The 15,822-nt window shown below is 65.5% G+C and carries 15 protein-coding genes; 12 read left to right on the top strand and 3 right to left on the bottom strand.

Annotated features, from left to right (window positions below; translation table 11 throughout):
- The 3 genes from DBR12_RS15055 to DBR12_RS15045 all read left to right on the top strand — a co-directional run.
- A partial coding sequence (locus DBR12_RS15055; RefSeq protein WP_255575921.1) for a YchJ family protein occupies nt 1–286 on the top strand: 286 nt, incomplete at its 5' end.
- A 51-nt stretch (nt 287–337) separates the two neighbouring features.
- Nucleotides 338–991, top strand: coding sequence for an HAD family phosphatase (locus DBR12_RS15050; protein WP_108618005.1), 654 nt, complete (start codon nt 338–340; stop codon nt 989–991).
- Nucleotides 992–1,069: 78 nt separating this feature from the next.
- Nucleotides 1,070–2,515 (top strand): patatin-like phospholipase family protein, encoded by a 1,446-nt coding sequence (locus DBR12_RS15045; RefSeq protein WP_233244544.1) that lies wholly within the window; start codon nt 1,070–1,072, stop codon nt 2,513–2,515.
- A 95-nt stretch (nt 2,516–2,610) separates the two neighbouring features.
- Here the strand turns inward: DBR12_RS15045 and DBR12_RS15040 are convergent, their stop codons facing one another.
- The 3 genes from DBR12_RS15040 to DBR12_RS15030 form a co-directional block, all read right to left on the bottom strand.
- The gene (locus DBR12_RS15040) at nt 2,611–3,285 is read right to left on the bottom strand and encodes a glutathione S-transferase family protein (protein WP_108618003.1); all 675 of its coding nucleotides are present in this window, start codon (nt 3,283–3,285) and stop codon (nt 2,611–2,613) included.
- Between the two features lie 107 nt (nt 3,286–3,392).
- The gene (locus DBR12_RS15035; protein WP_108618002.1) at nt 3,393–4,193 is read right to left on the bottom strand and encodes a hypothetical protein; all 801 of its coding nucleotides are present in this window, start codon (nt 4,191–4,193) and stop codon (nt 3,393–3,395) included.
- A gap of 50 nt (nt 4,194–4,243) precedes the next feature.
- Entirely contained in the window at nt 4,244–5,362 is a 1,119-nt protein-coding gene (locus tag DBR12_RS15030) for an AraC family transcriptional regulator (RefSeq protein ID WP_108618001.1), read from the bottom strand.
- 115 nt (nt 5,363–5,477) lie between these two features.
- Here DBR12_RS15030 and DBR12_RS15025 point away from each other — a divergent pair, with 115 nt between their 5' ends.
- From DBR12_RS15025 to DBR12_RS14985, 9 genes are all read left to right on the top strand, one after another.
- A complete protein-coding gene (locus DBR12_RS15025; protein ID WP_369861573.1) occupies nt 5,478–7,211 on the top strand; it encodes an AMP-binding protein in 1,734 nt (577 codons plus the stop codon).
- 22 nt (nt 7,212–7,233) lie between these two features.
- Nucleotides 7,234–8,841 carry a carboxyl transferase domain-containing protein gene (locus tag DBR12_RS15020; protein WP_108617999.1) on the top strand — a complete coding sequence of 536 codons (1,608 nt, stop codon included), beginning with the start codon at nt 7,234–7,236 and terminating at the stop codon, nt 8,839–8,841.
- A 26-nt stretch (nt 8,842–8,867) separates the two neighbouring features.
- Nucleotides 8,868–9,755 carry a S9 family peptidase gene (locus DBR12_RS15015; RefSeq protein ID WP_108617998.1) on the top strand — a complete coding sequence of 296 codons (888 nt, stop codon included), beginning with the start codon at nt 8,868–8,870 and terminating at the stop codon, nt 9,753–9,755.
- Nucleotides 9,756–9,818: 63 nt separating this feature from the next.
- Entirely contained in the window at nt 9,819–10,646 is an 828-nt protein-coding gene (locus tag DBR12_RS15010; protein WP_158275006.1) for a dienelactone hydrolase family protein, read from the top strand.
- Nucleotides 10,643–11,158: a DinB family protein gene (locus DBR12_RS15005; RefSeq protein WP_108617996.1), complete on the top strand. Its 516-nt coding sequence runs from the start codon at nt 10,643–10,645 to the stop codon at nt 11,156–11,158. The genes DBR12_RS15010 and DBR12_RS15005 overlap by 4 nt, the downstream gene beginning before the upstream one ends.
- Nucleotides 11,155–11,940 (top strand): enoyl-CoA hydratase/isomerase family protein, encoded by a 786-nt coding sequence (locus DBR12_RS15000; RefSeq protein ID WP_108617995.1) that lies wholly within the window; start codon nt 11,155–11,157, stop codon nt 11,938–11,940. Before DBR12_RS15005 ends, DBR12_RS15000 begins: the two co-directional genes overlap by 4 nt.
- A gap of 156 nt (nt 11,941–12,096) precedes the next feature.
- The gene (locus DBR12_RS14995) at nt 12,097–12,816 is read left to right on the top strand and encodes a DUF4126 domain-containing protein (protein WP_108617994.1); all 720 of its coding nucleotides are present in this window, start codon (nt 12,097–12,099) and stop codon (nt 12,814–12,816) included.
- A gap of 2 nt (nt 12,817–12,818) precedes the next feature.
- Nucleotides 12,819–14,837: an acetyl/propionyl/methylcrotonyl-CoA carboxylase subunit alpha gene (locus DBR12_RS14990; RefSeq protein ID WP_108617993.1), complete on the top strand. Its 2,019-nt coding sequence runs from the start codon at nt 12,819–12,821 to the stop codon at nt 14,835–14,837.
- A gap of 37 nt (nt 14,838–14,874) precedes the next feature.
- A complete protein-coding gene (locus DBR12_RS14985; protein ID WP_108617992.1) occupies nt 14,875–15,795 on the top strand; it encodes a glyoxylate/hydroxypyruvate reductase A in 921 nt (306 codons plus the stop codon).
- The last annotated feature ends 27 nt before the right edge of the window (nt 15,796–15,822 follow it).

The raw sequence follows: 15,822 nt of genomic DNA, 5'->3' as shown, positions 1-15,822 counted from the left end.
GAGCCTCATGCGCTCACGCTACACCGCCTTCGTCCGCGAACGTGGCGACTACCTGCAGGCCACCTGGCACCCCAGCAGCCGCCCGGCAGCACTGGATTTCGAGCCCGGCACCAAGTGGCTGGGGCTGGAAGTGCGCCGCCACCGCCTCACAGGTGACGACCGGGCCGAGGTGGAGTTTGTCGCCCGCTACCGCGTGGGCGGCCGCGCCGTGCGCCTGCACGAAACCAGCCGCTTCGTGCGCGAAGGCGGGCGCTGGTTTTATGTGGATGGCGACATCCATGCCTGAAAATATGAATAAAAATGGCCGTCTGCGCGCGACCATCATGCCTTTTTTGCTATGAAATTTGAAGCGATCCTGTTTGACTGCGACGGTGTGCTGGTGGACAGCGAGCCCATCACCAATGGCGTGCTGCGCGACATGCTCAACGAGGCGGGCTGGGCCATCTCGCACCAGGAGTGCATGGACTACTTCATCGGCCGCACCGTGCGCAGCGCCACCGCCCGCATCGAGGCCGAAACCGGCCGCCCGCTCACGGACGAGTGGATGGCCCACTTTTACGAACGGCGCAACATCGCCCTGAACGAACGCCTGCTGGCCATTGACCACATCCACCCCGCCATTGAACGCGTGCACGCCCACCACGGCGGGCGCATTGCCTGCGCGTCGGGGGCCGACCGCTTCAAGGTCGAAATGCAGCTCGCCAAGGTGGGGCTGATGCCGTACTTTGAAGGCCGCATCTTCAGCGGGCACGAGATGCCCAAGACCAAGCCCGCTCCCGATGTCTACCTGGCTGCAGCGGCCGCGCTGCAGGTCCACCCCACGCGCTGCGCCGTGGTGGAAGACTCCGCCATCGGGGTCACCGCAGGCGTGGCGGCTGGAGCCACGGTGCTGGGCTACGCCCCGCTGGGCGACGGTGCAGCGCTGCGTGCCGCAGGGGCCCAATGCGTCTTCAGCAGCATGGCAGACCTGCCTGGCCTGCTGGGCTGCTGACGGGTGGACCGATTCTCTGACTGCCCAGAGCGACCGCCATACAAGGGACAAAAGGAAAAAAGGAACGACATGCATGTGATGAACCGCAACAGCACGTGTTGGGCGCATTGGGCGCGTTGGTCGCGCGGGATGGCGCTCGGCGTGGCCGCGCTGGTCCTGGCCGGTTGCTCTTCCGTCAAGCCCTGGATCAACGAACCCCTTGCGCCCGAGGACCAGAGCATCCCGGTGCGCAAGTCCGAGCGCGACCCCTCCATCCTCGTGGCCGTAACCCTGTCTGGTGGGGGCGCGCGGGCGGCGGCCTTTGGGTTTGGTGTGCTGACCGAGATGCAGGAAACGCGGTTTGTCTGGAACGGCTCCCCAACCACACTGCTTGACGCTACCGACCTCGTCAGCGGCGTGTCGGGCGGCAGCATTGTGGCGGCCTATTTTGCGGCGCATGGCATTGAGGGCCTGCCGCGCTTCGAGCGCGATTTCCTTCGCCAGAACTTTCAGAACAGCCTCATCACCCAGGCGCTGCGGCCCGGCAGCCTCATTGACCTCACCTCGCCCTGGCTGGGGCGCACCCACCTGCTCGAGCGGCGGCTTGACGAGCTGTATGGCGGCCTTACCTTTGGCGACGTGGAGCGCCGCCCCCGCCACCCGCAACTGTTCATCACAGCCACCGACATGTCGCTGGGCACGGGCTTCGAATTCACGTGGGAGCAGTTCTCGCTGATCTGCTCCGACCTGCGCAAGGTGCCGCTTTCGTTTGCCGTGGCATCGTCATCGGCCGTGCCGTTGCTGCTCAGCCCCATGACGCTCAAGAACTATGCCCACCAGTGCCCCGAGCGCCGCATCACCTCGGACGCCAGCACCCGCGCTGCCACCGGCGACTACCGCGCCCGGCTATACCGCGCGCACGAGCTGAGCTACACCGACGCGCAGCGTAAGCCCTACATCCATCTCGTGGACGGCGGCCTGGCCGACAACCTGGGCGTGCAGCGCCTGCTCGACCGCGCCCTGGCGGGTGGCGGCCTGCGCCGAACCTTCAGCGAGGTGGGTATCCCGCCCCGCACCATCCGCAAGTTGGTGCTCATCACGGTGAATGCCGAGCGCGACCCCTCGGTGGACATCAACCAGAGCGACAAGGTGCCCAACATGGCGCAGGTAGTGGATGCCCTGCTGTTTGGCTCCGGCGCACGCGCCACGCGCGAAACGCAGGAGTTTCTGCGTGACATCACGCGGCAGTGGCAGCAATCGCTCGCTGCAGGCTCGCTGGGCAGCGCCGATGTGTTTGCGCCCGATGCCGAGATCCACGTCATCCCTGTCAACCTGCGCGATGCACCCGACGATGTCGCCCGCCGTCGCCTGCTGCAGGTGCCTACGGCGTTGTCGATCACGTCGGAAGAAGTCACCGACCTCATCGATGCCGGTGGCAGCGTGCTGCGCCATTCGCCTGAGTTCCGGGCGCTGGTGCAATCGCTGCGCGGCCCTGCACAGCAGGCCCCGCATGCACCGCCAGCGGGGCTGCAGGCCAAGGAATAAAGTCGCGCCACGCAGCGTGGTGGGGGCAGAAAATGGACGCGGAGCGGACACCCAAGCCCCATACGCTCAGGGCCGCCCTGTGACGCTCAAGGCCATCAAGGCCGTGTTTCCGGCGCCGGGGTCGTGGGCACGCCCTGTTCCTCTGCTGCCCGCACCTGCACCGTCATCGCCCGCTGGTATCCCGGCCGCTGTTGCAGCCGCTGCCAATAGCCCTGCGTGGCAGGCCCAAACTGCGCATCCAGCCCCAGGTGCTGCGCCAGCAGCAGCGCATACCCCACCGCCACATCCGCCGCCGTGAACCGGCCCGCGCACAGGTAGTCGCTGCGGCTGTGGATCAATGCCGTTTCTACCGCGCGCAGCCGTGCCAGGAACCAGCGGCTGTAGTCTTCCACCACCTGCGGCTGCTGCCGTTCAGCGGGTTCAAAGCGCCCATAGCGCAGCACCAGCGTCTGCGGAAAGGTCAGCGTCGCATCGCTCATGTGCAGCCAGTTCAGGTAGGCGCCATACGCCGGGTGCGTGGGCGCCACATCCAGCCCTGCGTCGGAGTGCGTGGCGGCCAGGTACTGGCACATGGCAGCCGATTCGGTCATGCGCACCTCGCCCTGCACCAGCAGCGGCACCGTGCCCAGCGGGTTTTCGTCCAGAAACCACCGGGCCTTGGCGCGCGGCGGGAAGGGCAGCATGTGGAGCTGATAGGGGAGTTGCAGCTCTTCGAGCATCCACAGGGGGCGGAAGGAGCGGGCGCTGATGCAGTGGTGGAGGTGGAGCATGGGGGTATTTAGCGTGTTCTCGCTCTCAGATCAGACATGTCTCGGCCAATAGTCTGTTGTGCGGGCTATACCGTTGGTATGCGGTTGCTTCTAGCCTTGCGGGTGCGCTAAGCGGTGCCGGTAAGGAACGGCGAAATGACTGTTGAGGCCCACTTGGTAAGCCAGCCGAGCGCCCAGAGAGAAATCGCGATCCCTGCAGCTTCAATCCCTTTACGAAGCAGTGCTTGAGTCCAGTGGTCCCCGCTTCTATTGAAGCGGACGTTTGGAAACAATGCTCCGATTCCCGCTATCGCGCGCTGTTGTAGGTACGTCCAAAGGTTGCTGTAGATCAGAAGCCAGAATGCGAAAGCTACGGCGCGCGGATACTCCAATCCCCCGATGGCTGGCGCTGTGAGCGTTGCAAGCCATAAAGCCAAAAGCACGCCTACCAAGACACCAAGAAGTTGCAACGCTAGAGCAGTCCATTGAGTGCGTACAACAGCTGTCGTTAGATTTTTGCGCCGATTCAACGCCATCTCAAATGCCGAGAATGTTGACTCAACCCAATCTTTCGATTCGCCTCCAATCATGATGTGGGAGGTGGCATTGGGGCTCGCGTCGAGCACGATGTCTATCTGCCCGCCAAGAGTCTGGTTGGTTCGTATACCAATTGGAGATATGGCGCCTAGAACTACTCGCTCAACAGAGCCAGCACCTTTGTAGAAACGCCAAGCTTCTTCCGGAGAGAAGGTTCGGTAGCCTCTACCATCAAAGCGGACTACGTAAACTGGCGTGAGTTTGTGCTCCTCATCCTGCACGGCGTGGTTGTGTGCAGCAACTCGCTCCAGAAAGGTGGAGTGCAACTCGGTAATCGCGTCGTCGCTAATGACCACGTTACGCACCAATACATCGCGCAAGAAACTTGGCATCGAATATTCTCTCTAGTTACATTTCACGGCGATTGAGCTTACCCGAGCTGTTAATCATTCAGAGGTAGCGTCGGTGTTGGCACCTTCCCTTCCCGCCGAAACTCCGCAGGCGACTGTCCCGTCCACCCCCGAAACGCCCGGATAAAACTCTTCTCGTTCTCAAACCCCGCAGCCTCTGCCACCTGCTTGATCGGCCGCTGCGTGCGGTGCAGCAGCTCCACTGCACGCGTGCGGCGCACGTCATCCTTCAGGCCCTGCAGCGTGGCGCCTTCTTCCTTCAACTGCCGGTGCAGCGTGCGGGGCGACACGTGCAGTAGCGCGGCCAGTGATTCGGCGCTGTGCTGGGGCAGGGCATGGGCCGGTTGCCCGGGCAGGGGCGCGGCCAGCAGCTGGCGCACGCGCTGCACCAGCAGGCGGTCGCGGCGGTAGTGCAGCACCGTCAGGGGCAGGGCGTGCTGCAGCATCTGGCGCAGGGCCTGTTCGTCGCGGCGCAGGGGCAGGTGCAGGTAGCGGGCATCAAAGTGGATGGCGGTGCGCGGGGTGCTGAAGGTGACTGGGCCACGGAACAGCACGGCATACGCATCGGCATGGGGTGGCGGGTCAAACGCAAATTCGGCAGCGATGAGGGGGATGCGCGAGTCCACCATCCAGCAGGCCAGGCCATGGGCATTGCGCAGCACGGATACCAGGCAGAACTCGCGCAGCGCGCCCAGGTCGCAGGCCTCGGTGATGGCCAGGGTGGCGGTGTCGCCGCTGGTGGTGAGGTGCAGCACGATGTCGTCCGCCAGCAGACCATGGTGGCGGCACCAGCGGGCCAGGGCGACCTGCAGCGTGGGCGAGCTGATGCTGGCACGCGCCAGCATGCCGTAGCTGCCCCAGGGCAGGCGGCGGCTGAACCAGCCCAGGGCTTCGTCGTCCAGCTCCTGCATGGCGGCGTCGGAGATCTGCTCCATCTGCCAGGCGGTGATGCGGGCGCTGTCGTCCTGCAGCAGTTGCGGCGCAATCTGTGCCTGGGCCAGCGCGCGTTCGGGGTCCAGGCCACGCCGTTCGTAGGCGAGGACAATGGCGCGCACAAAGGCGATGGGCGTGGCGGCGGGGGCTGAAGAAGGCGCAGGCTGGCGGTGGTGAGGGTGGGCAGGCGGTTTCACGCCACAGAGTGTGCCAGCCATGGCACGATTTGCAACCATTGTGTCCACCCTCAGAGGGCGTAGGCTTCTATGCTTGCGGATCGCCGCCCGCAGACCACCCATGGCGCAGGGCGGGATCACAGAGGAGACAAACCCCGTGACGAGCGCAGCCGCAACGAATTTCGCACCGCTGGTGGATAGCCACGCCCGTGGCGCCATCGACGTTCCCCTGATCGAGCAGACCATTGGCGCCTTTTTTGCCGACATGGTGGCCCGTCAGCCCGAGCGCGAGGCGCTGGTGAGCAGGCACCAGGGGCGCCGCTATACCTACGCCCAATTGCAGACCGAGGCACACCGCCTGGCCAGCGCGCTGCTGGGCATGGGGCTCACACCCGGTGACCGCGTCGGCATCTGGTCGCACAACAACGCCGAATGGGTGCTGATGCAGCTGGCCACCGCGCAGGTGGGGCTGGTGCTGGTCAACATCAACCCGGCCTACCGCACCTCCGAGGTGGAATACGCGCTGAACAAGGTGGGCTGCAAGCTGCTGGTGACCATGGCACGCTTCAAGACCAGCGACTACCTGGGCATGCTGCGCGAGCTGGCACCCGAATGGCTGGGCCAGCAGCCGGGCCACCTGCACGCGGCCAAGCTGCCGCAGTTGAAGACGGTGGTGTGGATTGATGACGAAGCCGGGCAGGGCGCCGACGAACCCGGCCTGATGCGCTTTACCGACCTGATGGCACGCGGCAACGCGGCCGACCCGCGCCTGGCAGAAGTCGCCGCCACGCTGAAGGCCACCGACCCCATCAACATCCAGTTCACCAGCGGCACCACGGGCTTCCCCAAGGGCGCCACGCTCACGCACCGCAACATCCTGAACAACGGCTTCTTCATCGGTGAGTGCATGAAGCTCACGCCCGAAGACCGGCTGTGCATCCCCGTGCCGCTGTACCACTGCTTTGGCATGGTGCTGGGCAACCTGGCCTGCCTGACGCACGGCGCCACCATCGTCTATCCCAACGACGGGTTTGACCCGCTCACCGTGTTGCAGACCGTGCAGGACGAGCGCTGCACCGGCCTGCACGGCGTGCCCACCATGTTCATTGCCGAGCTGGACCACCCGCGTTTTGCCGAGTTCAACCTCAGCACCCTGCGCACCGGCATCATGGCCGGATCGCCATGCCCCACCGAGGTGATGAAGCGCGTGGTGGAGCAGATGAATCTGCGCGAGATCACCATCGCCTACGGCATGACCGAGACCAGCCCCGTGAGCTGCCAGAGCAGCACCGACACGCCGCTTGCCAAGCGCGTCTCCACCGTGGGCCAGGTGCAGCCGCACCTGGAGATCAAGATCGTGGACCCCGACACCGGGGCGGTAGTGCCCATCGGCCAGCGCGGCGAGTTCTGCACCAAGGGCTATTCGGTGATGCACGGCTACTGGGGTGACGAAGCCAAGACTCGCGAGGCGATTGACGAGGGCGGCTGGATGCACACCGGTGACCTGGCCACCATGGATGCAGAGGGTTATGTGAACATCGTCGGCCGCATCAAGGACATGGTGATCCGGGGCGGCGAGAACATTTACCCGCGCGAGATCGAAGAATTCTTGTACCGCCACCCGCAGGTGCAGGATGTGCAGGTGGTGGGCGTGCCCGACCAGAAATACGGCGAAGAGCTGTGCGCCTGGATCATCGCCAAGCCGGGCACAAAACCGACGGAAGACGACATCCGCGCCTTTTGCAAGGGCCAGATCGCACACTACAAGGTGCCGCGCTACATCCGCTTTGTCACCAGCTTTCCGATGACGGTGACAGGCAAGATCCAGAAGTTCAAGATCCGCGACGAGATGAAGGACCAGCTCGGTCTGGTCGAAGCCAAGACCGCGTGAAACACCCAAGAAGCACTACAGCATGACCATTCTCGACACCCAACTCAACGCCCGCTCGGCGGACTTCCAGACCAACGCCGCCGCCATGCGCGCGCTGGTGGAGGACCTGCGCGCCCAGCAGGACAAGATTGCCCAGGGCGGCGGCGAAGCGGCCCGCGCCAAACACACCGCCCGCGGCAAGCTGCTGCCGCGCGAGCGCGTGGCCAACCTGCTGGACCCCGGCACTCCCTTCCTGGAGCTGGCCCCGCTGGCCGCGCTCAACATGTACAACAACGACGCACCCGGCGCGGGCCTGATCGCGGGCATCGGCCGCGTGAGCGGGGTGGACTGCATGATCGTGTGCAACGACGCCACGGTGAAGGGCGGCACCTACTACCCCATGACGGTGAAGAAGCACCTGCGCGCCCAAGAGGTGGCCGCGCAGAACCGCCTGCCCTGCATCTACCTGGTGGACTCGGGCGGCGCCAACCTGCCCAACCAGGACGACGTGTTCCCTGACCGCGACCACTTTGGCCGCATCTTTTTCAACCAGGCCAACATGAGTGCCCAGGGCATCGCGCAAATCGCGGTGGTCATGGGTAGCTGCACGGCAGGTGGCGCCTACGTGCCCGCCATGAGCGACGAATCCATCATCGTCAAGAACCAGGGCACGATCTTTCTGGGCGGCCCGCCGCTGGTGAAGGCCGCAACAGGCGAGGTGGTGAGCGCCGAAGACCTGGGCGGTGGCGACGTGCACACCCGACTGTCTGGCGTGGCCGACCACCTGGCGCAGAACGACCTGCACGCACTGCAGCTGGCGCGCACCGCAGTGCGCAATCTGAATAAAAATAAGGCCTCTGCGCCTGCTGATAAAGCCCCGATAGCTCCTAAATTTGTAGCGGATGAGTTGTATGGCGTGATCCCGGTGGACACGCGCAAACCGTTTGATGTGCGCGAGATCATTGCGCGTGTGGTGGACGGCAGCGAGTTCGACGAGTTCAAGGCCCGCTTTGGCAGCACCCTGGTGTGTGGTTTTGCGCGCATCGAGGGCATGCCTGTGGGCATCATCGCCAACAACGGCATCCTGTTCAGCGAGAGCGCGCAAAAAGGCGCGCACTTCATCGAGCTGTGCTGCCAGCGCAAGATCCCGCTGGTGTTTTTGCAGAACATCACCGGCTTCATGGTGGGTCGCAAGTACGAAAACGAAGGTATTGCCCGCCACGGCGCCAAGCTCGTCACGGCCGTGGCGACGGCCAGCGTGCCCAAGTTCACCATCATCATCGGCGGCAGCTTTGGCGCGGGCAACTACGGCATGTGCGGCCGCGCGTACAGCCCCCGCTTCCTGTGGATGTGGCCCAACGCGCGCATCAGCGTGATGGGCGGCGAGCAGGCCGCCAGCGTGCTGGCCACCGTCAAGCGCGACGGCATTGAGGCCAAGGGCGGCCTGTGGAGCATGGAGGAAGAAGAAGCCTTCAAGGCCCCCATCCGCCGCCAGTATGAAGAGCAGGGCCACCCTTACTACGCAACAGCCCGCCTGTGGGACGACGGCGTGATCGACCCGGCTGACACCCGCCGTGTGCTGGCATTGGGCCTGTCTGCCACGCGCAACGCACCGATCGAAGACACCAAGTTTGGTGTGTTCCGCATGTAGTCGCCGCTGTCCAGGAAGTGCCTGCCATGCGCTGCCAAACATCGCTGTATTGCCTTATCGCCAGCCTGCTGCTGACCATGCCTGGCGCTGCGTCTGCGCGCCTGGTGGAGGAGCAGATTGATGTGCCCGTGCGGGTGCGCGACGCATGGGGCAAGGAGTCGGCGCAAAACATCCGCGTGACAGTGTTCTCTGATGATGCCAACCCGCGCCCGGCGCCTATCGCTATCCTCAACCACGGTCGGGCCACCAGCGCAGAAGCGCGTGCGCGCATGGGGCGTGCGCGTTTTGTCGATGCGTCGCGCTATTTTGTTCAGCGCGGCTTTGTTGTTGCGGTGCCCACGCGCGTCGGCTATGGCGTGTCTGGCGGGCCGGATGTGGAAGATACGGGGGTCTGCAACAGCCGCAACTTTGCACCGGGGTTTGCTGCCGCCGCAGACCAGTCGATTGCGACGCTGGCGGTGGTGCGCCAGCGGCCAGATGTGGCGCCCGACCGTGTGCTGGCGGTGGGGCAGTCCTTCGGTGGTGCATCCACCGTGGCGCTGGCGGCTATGAACCCGCCGGGGCTGACGGCGGCCATCAATTTTGCAGGGGGTTCGGGGGGCGATCCGGTGGGGCGGCCGCAAAACCCCTGCTCCTCTGCCCGCCTGGAGAAGGTCTACCGAGACTACGGTGCGCAGGCTCGTGTGCCGATGCTCTGGATCTATACCGAGAACGACCAGTTCTTCGGTCGCCAGTTGCCGCGCGATTGGCATGCGGCCTTTGTGCAGGCCGGTGGTACCGCGAAGTTCGCCCAGCTTCCGCCGCAGGGGGACGACGGGCACTTTCTATTCAGTCAATTCCCCCAGGTGTGGCAACCGCTGGTTTCGGAGTTTCTCGACAGCCATGGCTTTGCTTCGCCAGGTGGCCGGAAGTAACAGAGGCACCAGATCATGGTTTGTGTTTTTCGCTTTTTGTTCTGCATGGCCACCGGGTTCGCCATGGCTGCTGCGCATGCTGCCCCCGCCTTGCAGCGCGTGGACCTGCCTCCGTTGCCCTCCGGCGTGGTGCTGCGCGCACACTGGCTGCCCGCAGAAGGCGGGGATCGCCGCCCGGCGGTGCTAGCACTGCACGGCTGCGGCGGGCTGTACGCCAAGGGGGGTGGTCTGGCCGAGCGTTACCGCGAGACGACCGAGCGTCTGCATGCCGCAGGCTATGCTGTGCTGATGCCCGACAGCTTCGGTTCGCGGGGGCTGCGCGACGTTTGCCAGACCCGATACCGTGATCGCAGCATGAATGTGGCCCAGCGTGTGCAGGACGCGCGTGCAGCGCTGGCCTGGCTGGCGGCCCAGCCGCAGGTGGACACGCGCAGCATCGGTGTGCTGGGCTGGTCCAATGGTGCGACCACTGCATTGAACTTGCTGGAGCAACGCCGCGCCCACCCCGAGCCGGGCGAGCCCGCCATCGCCGGGGCCGCCGTTTTCTACCCTGGCTGTGGCCCGCTGGCCAAGCGCCAGGCGGCGCTGGAGACTGTGCCGCTGCTGATGCTGCTGGGCGCTCTGGACGACTGGACACCTGCCCAGCCCTGCGTGGAATTTGCGCGCAGTCTGCAGGCGCGCGGCGGTGGCGATGACATCACGGTGCAGGTCTACGAGGGCAGCTACCACGGCTTTGACGGCACGACCCCGGTGCGCCTGCGTGCGGATGTGCCCAACGGCACCTCCTCACAGGGCGTACACCAGGGCGGCAACCCCGAAGCACGTGCCAAGTCATTGGCCGCTCTCGATGTTTTCTGGAGCCGGGTGCTGACCACCCGCACTGCGCCATGAGCCCAAGCTGGACGGCGCACTTCGAGCTGCTAGCAGGCTACAACCTGTGGGCCACGGCGCGCTTGCTGGGCGCCGTGGGTGTGCTGCCCGATGCGGACTACCGGCGTGATGTGGGCCTGTACTTCAAAAGCATCCATGGCACGCTCAACCACCTGCTTGTGGGCGAGCAGCTGCTGTGGTTTGTGCGGTTTGCCGAAGGCCGCTCACCCACGGTGGCGCTGGACGCCGAGGTGGAGCCGGGCCGTTCGCAGCTGGACACCCGCCTGCGCGAGGGGGCTGCCCGTTGGGCGCCGCTGATTGCGTCCTTCGCGCCCGAGCGCTGGGGAGGCACGCTGGACTACACCACCATGCGCGGCACGGCGGCATCGCTGCCGTTTGCGGCCACGCTGGCCCATGTGTTCAACCACGGAACACACCACCGGGGGCAGCTCACTGCCGCATTGACTGCCCTGGGTCAGCCCAGTCCCGAGCTGGATTTTGTCTACTTCTTGCAAAACCCGTCCAAGCCATGAACAGCCAGAACCTTTCCATCACCCAGTCCGGCGCGGTGGCGCGCATCACGCTCACCCAGCCCGAGGTGCGCAATGCCTTCAGCGACGAGGTCATCGCCGAGATCACCGCCGCCTTTACAGACGTGGGCGGTCGCCCCGATGTGCGCGCCGTGGTGTTGGCTGCAGAGGGTCCCGCCTTTTGCGCGGGAGCCAACCTCAACTGGATGTGCCGTATGGCCGACTACACGCGCGATGAGAATATCGCCGACGCGGGCAAGCTGGCTGAGATGCTGCGCGTGATCTATGAATGCCCCAAGCCCACGGTGGCCCGCGTGCAGGGCGATGTGTATGCAGGCGGCATGGGCCTGGTGGCCGCTTGCGACATGGCGGTGGCGGTGGACACGGCGGGCTTTTGCCTCAGCGAAGTCAAGTTGGGGCTCATCCCGGCCACCATCAGCCCCTATGTGATCCGCGCCATGGGTGCACGCGCTGCGCACCGCTACTTCCTGACGGCCGAGCGCTTTGGCGCGGCCGAGGCGCTGCGCATCGGCTTTGTGCACGAAATAGTGGCTGCTGACCAGTTGGACGCCAAGGTCGATGAAGTGCTCAAAGCCTTGACTGCCGCCAGCCCCAACGCCGTGCGCGTGTGCAAGAAGCTGGTCATTGACGTAGCCGACCGTGAAATAAATCCGGACCTGGTCGCCGTCACCGTTCAGGGCATCGCCGATATCCGTGCCAGCGATGAAGGTAAAGAAGGCGTGCAATCTTTCCTGAACAAGCGCAAGCCCAATTGGCTGATATGAAACACCCCCTGAGTCGCTGCGCGTCTTCCCCCTCTCTCGCTTCGCGGGAGGGGGACGATGCCCTCGCTGCGGGGCGGCCTTTGCTCGGCATCCCTGGCATGGAGTCGTGGCGGGCTCTCACGTCTGGGGCAAGGCCGGGCTCGGCGGAGGACTGACATGGACACCGTCTGGTTCAACATCGTGCAGTGGCTCCACACGCTGGGGCTGCATGTGGATGGCGGAACGGCGCGCGCTGTGGGCGACGCAGCGGCCAACGCTACCGCGCAGCTCGACATGCCCAGCCTGCTGGCCCTGGCGGCTGCGTTGGGCTGGGCCAGCGGTTTTCGGCTGTATGCCGTGGTGTTCCTGGTTGGCATGATGGGTGTGCTGGGCTGGATGCCTCTGCCCCCTGGCCTTGCCATGCTGCAACACCCGCTGGTGTTGATGGTCAGCGGCTTCATGCTGCTGGTGGAGTTTTTTGCCGACAAGGTGCCTTGGGTGGATAGCGCATGGGACGCCATCCATGCGTTCATCCGCGTACCTGCTGGCGCTGCCTTGGCCTACGGCGTGTTTGGCGCTGACAACGCCACGATGGCGGTGGTGGCGGGGCTGCTGGGCGGCTCGCTGTCGGCCACGGCACTGGCCACCAAGATGACCACGCGGGCCGCAGTCAATACCTCGCCCGAGCCGTTTTCCAACTGGGGCCTGTCGTTCTTTGAAGACGGTCTGGTGGTGGCTGTGGTGTGGCTGGCCACGCAGCATCCGGTGGCGTTTGGTATTGCGCTGTTGGTGATGGTGGCCGTGTCGGTGCTGCTGTTGGTGGTGCTATTCAAGTTTCTGCGCGCGGTAGTGCTGCGTCTTTCCTCTTTCTTTTCTGGTTCTGCCAAGGTGGCCTAAAAATGTTCAACAAGATACTCATTGCAAACCGCGGCGAGATCGCCTGCCGCGTCGCCGCCACGGCCCAGCGCCTGGGCGTGAAGACCGTCGCGGTGTATTCCGACGCCGACGCCAACGCCAAACATGTCGCCGTGTGCGACGAGGCCGTGCACATTGGCGGCAGCGCGCCCAAGGACAGCTACCTGCGCTGGGAGCGCATCATCGAGGCGGCCAAAGCCACGGGCGCGCAGGCCATCCACCCGGGCTACGGTTTTCTGAGCGAGAACGAGGACTTTGCGCAGGCCTGCGCGGCGGCGGGCCTGGTGTTCATTGGCCCGCCTGCCTCGGCCATCAAGGACATGGGGCTCAAGGCCGAGTCCAAGCAGCTCATGGAGAAGGCCGGTGTGCCCCTGGTGCCTGGCTACCACGGCGCAGACCAGGACCCGGCGCTTCTGCAGCGCGAGGCAGACCGCATTGGCTACCCGGTGCTCATCAAGGCCAGCGCGGGCGGCGGTGGCAAGGGCATGCGCGCGGTGGACAAGAGCGAGGACTTTGCCGCTGCACTCGAATCGTGCAAGCGCGAGGCCATCAACAGCTTTGGCGACGATGCGGTGCTGGTCGAAAAATACGTGCAGCGTCCCCGGCACATCGAGATCCAGGTGTTTGGCGACACGCACGGCAACTGCGTGTACCTGTTCGAGCGCGACTGCTCGGTGCAGCGCCGCCACCAGAAGGTGCTGGAAGAAGCCCCCGCCCCAGGCATGACGCCCGAGCTGCGCGCACAGATGGGCGAGGCCGCCGTGGCCGCCGCCAAGGCGGTGAACTACGTGGGCGCGGGTACGGTGGAATTCATTGTCGAGCAGCCGGGCGGGTACGAGCGGCCCGACCAGATGAAGTTCTACTTCATGGAGATGAACACCCGTCTGCAGGTGGAACACCCCGTGACCGAGGCCATCACCGGCCTGGACTTGGTGGAGTGGCAGCTGCGTGTGGCCTCGGGCGAGCCGCTGCCGCTGCAGCAGGAAGACTTGCGCATCACCGGCCACGCCATCGAGGCGCGTATCTGCGCCGAGAACCCCGACAACAACTTCCTGCCCGCCACGGGCGCGCTCAACGTGTATGCGCTGCCCGAGTGCGTGACGTTTGAACGCGGCGCGGTGCGCGTCGATTCCGGCGTGCGCCAGGGCGATGCGATCAGCCCGTTCTACGACTCCATGGTGGCCAAACTCATCGTGCACGGCGACACGCGCGAGCAGGCGCTGGCGCGGCTCGATGAAGCGCTGGCGCAGACCCACATCGTGGGCCTGGCGACCAACGTGCAGTTCCTGCGCCGCGTGGCGAGGACGGATGCGTTTGCGCAAGCCAAGCTCGACACCGCGCTCATCCCGCGCGAGCAGGCCGTGCTGTTCCACCAGGAGCCCGTCGGCCTGGCGCTGGCCGCTGCCGCTGCGGTGGCGCAAACACTGCTGAAGGAGCGCGTGAGCGAAGGCGTGGACCCGTTCAGCCGCCGCGACGGTTTCCACACCCATGGTGTGGTGCAGCGCCGCTTCGAATTTGAGTTTGGCGGCGAGCATGCCAAGGCCTGGCTGTCTTACGAGCGTGGCGGCAGCCTGCTCCTGACGGTGGGTGAAGGGGAAACCGCCGTGGCGGGGCCGCTGGTGTTTGCCGCACAGGCCGATGGCATCGAGCTGCAGTTTGCTGGCCAGCGCACCCGCGCCGCCGTGTATGCGCAGGGCGAGGTGGACCATGTGTTCACCCCGCGTGGCGCCACGCAGATCACCGCCATCGACCTGCTGGCCCATGCGGGCGAGGTCGCGGCCGAAGGGGGGCGCCTGACGGCCCCCATGCCCGGCAAGGTGGTGTCGTTTGCTGTGAAGGCGGGCGACACCGTGGCCAAGGGCCAGCCCCTGGCGGTGATGGAAGCCATGAAGATGGAACACACCATTGCCGCGCCTGCGGATGGTGTGGTGCAGGAGCTGCTTTACGCGCCTGGCGATCAGGTCACCGAAGGGGCTGAACTGCTCAAGCTTTCCGCTGCGTGACAGCAGGCAGCGGCAGGGCGCGGTACGCTCGGCAGCCATGAAAATCACCTTTTGCTGTACCGACACCAAGGCCGAGCCCTGGCTGCAGGGCCTGGCCGCCGCGCTGCCCGGCGCTGAAATTTCCGTGTGGCATCCCGGCGCACCGCAGGCCGATTGCGCCGTGGTCTGGGCGCCGCCCCAGCAGTTCATGGACGAGCAGTCGGGCCTCAAGGCACTGTTCAACATCGGCGCGGGCGTGGATGCGCTGCTCAAGCTGCGCCTGCCACCGGGCGCGCTGGTGGTGCGGCTCGACGATGCGGGCATGGCCGTGCAGATGGCCGAGTACGTGTGCCATGCGGTTATCCGCCACTTCCGCGAGTTCGATGCTTACGAGGCGGACATGACCGCTGGCCGCTGGGGCTACCGCAAGCCGCGCCTGCGCAGCGACTTCCCCATCGGCGTGATGGGCCTGGGCGTGCTCGGCGAGCGCGTGGCCAAGGCGCTGGCGCAATTCGATTTCCCCATCAACGGCTGGAGTCGCAGCGCCAAGGTGATCGAGGGCGTGCGGGCCTTCACCGGCGCAGAGCAGTTCAACGACTTCCTGGCCGCCAGCCGGGTGCTGGTCAACCTGCTGCCGCTCACGCCTGAGACGGTCGACGTGATCAACAAAAACACGCTGGCCCGCCTGTTGCCTGGGGCCTACGTGATCAACGTGGCACGTGGCGCACACTTGGTGGATGCGGACTTGCTGACCGCCATCGAAAGCGGCCAGGTGGCGGGCGCCACGCTGGACGTGTTCCGCACCGAGCCGCTGCCTGCAGGCCATGCTTTCTGGAACCAGCCGCGCATCACCCTCACCCCGCACACTTCGGCGCGCACTTTGCGCGACGAGAGCATCTCCCAGATTGCGCGCAAGATCGCCTCGCTGCAGCGGGGCGAGGTCGTGGCGGGCATCGTCAACCCGGCGCGGGGGTACTGACCTCGCGCCCTTATTTGAATCAGGATT

It is taken from the genome of Acidovorax sp. HMWF029 (genome assembly GCF_003060895.1).
GTDB lineage: Bacteria > Pseudomonadota > Gammaproteobacteria > Burkholderiales > Burkholderiaceae_C > Acidovorax.
This window is presented reverse-complemented; position numbering and strand designations above follow the sequence as displayed.